The organism is Campylobacter sp. W0066.1, from assembly GCF_024723635.1.
Classification (GTDB): Bacteria; Campylobacterota; Campylobacteria; order Campylobacterales; family Campylobacteraceae; genus Campylobacter_D; species Campylobacter_D lari_C.
Window position 1 is genome coordinate 1 of record NZ_JANQCW010000045.1, and the last position, 1,111, is coordinate 1,111.

Here is a 1,111-nt window from a genome sequence, read left to right on the forward strand (position 1 = left end):
AAATATCTACCAAATATCAATAATATATGATATAAATATTAACTAGAGATTTTAATCCCTAGTTAATTCCTTATTAGAATTTTCTTTTTTTAGGCATATTACTTTATCCCTAAACATCTGCATTTTAATTTCTTTTGTTACAAATTCTAACCCTTTTGCAAGCATTAAATCATTAAAATCACTCATACCTTGAGAGCTTTGCTCTTGTGTAAAATTTGGTAAAATTACACTAACATTAGAATATTTTTCTTTAATTTCTAAAGCTGTTTTTTTACCTGTATTTTCTAAACCTCTTAATTCTTTTTTTACATCATTATCAGCAAATATTGTGATATTTTTATCAGGATAGAGAGTATTTAGTTTTTTAACCACACTTTCTAAATTACCAGCATCTACTGCCATAATGATAGGTTTATTTAACACTTTATGTAAAGTAGCACCAGTAGCAAAACCTTCACATAAATAAAATTCTTTTAAATTATGAAGTGTTTTAGCTCCTATAATATGAAAACAACCTTGTTTTTTTGCAAGATATTCCACACCTTGATCTTTTTCTTCTTGAGTTTTAATTACCCCTATGATTTTATCTCCATTTGAAAATATTCTTTGAAGTGACCATAATTTTCCATTTTCATCTTTTAAAGGAATTAATAATGAACCCATTTTATCTTGTTTAAGATAAAAGTTTTCATCAAAGCCTTTTTTCTTTAAGTAAGCATGGTTAGAATTAGCCCATCTTGCATTATTATACTCATCTTCTAATTTTAAGGCAGTTTTTTCTTGTAAGGCTAAAATTTCTTTTTCTCTAAGTTCTTGATCTTTTTTTATTTGATTATGTAATTCTTGAGAACTTTTTAAATTACCATTATAGTTTTTTTCTACTTGCATTTTCCAATTTTTCTTTACGCCTGTTTTAAAATTTTGTATAAAACCTGCAGGAAAATTGTTATTTAAATATCCAATATAAGCACCACTTAATTCTCTACCTTTATCATTAGTAGTTTTTACTCTATGAATTTTACCATCCATAATAGGTAAATTATCTATAATTAATCCTTCTTCTTCAAGTGATTTTTTAAATGATTGAAGGGCTAGGGAGGTGTTGGTTGAA

At 25.9% G+C, this 1,111-nt stretch carries 1 protein-coding gene; it reads right to left on the reverse strand.

Translation table 11 applies throughout. The features are described from left to right. Nucleotides 1-51: 51 nt before the first annotated feature. On the reverse strand, nucleotides 52-1,111 hold a 1,060-nt coding region (locus tag CAMP18497_RS08200), incomplete at its 5' end, for a toprim domain-containing protein (protein WP_337213748.1).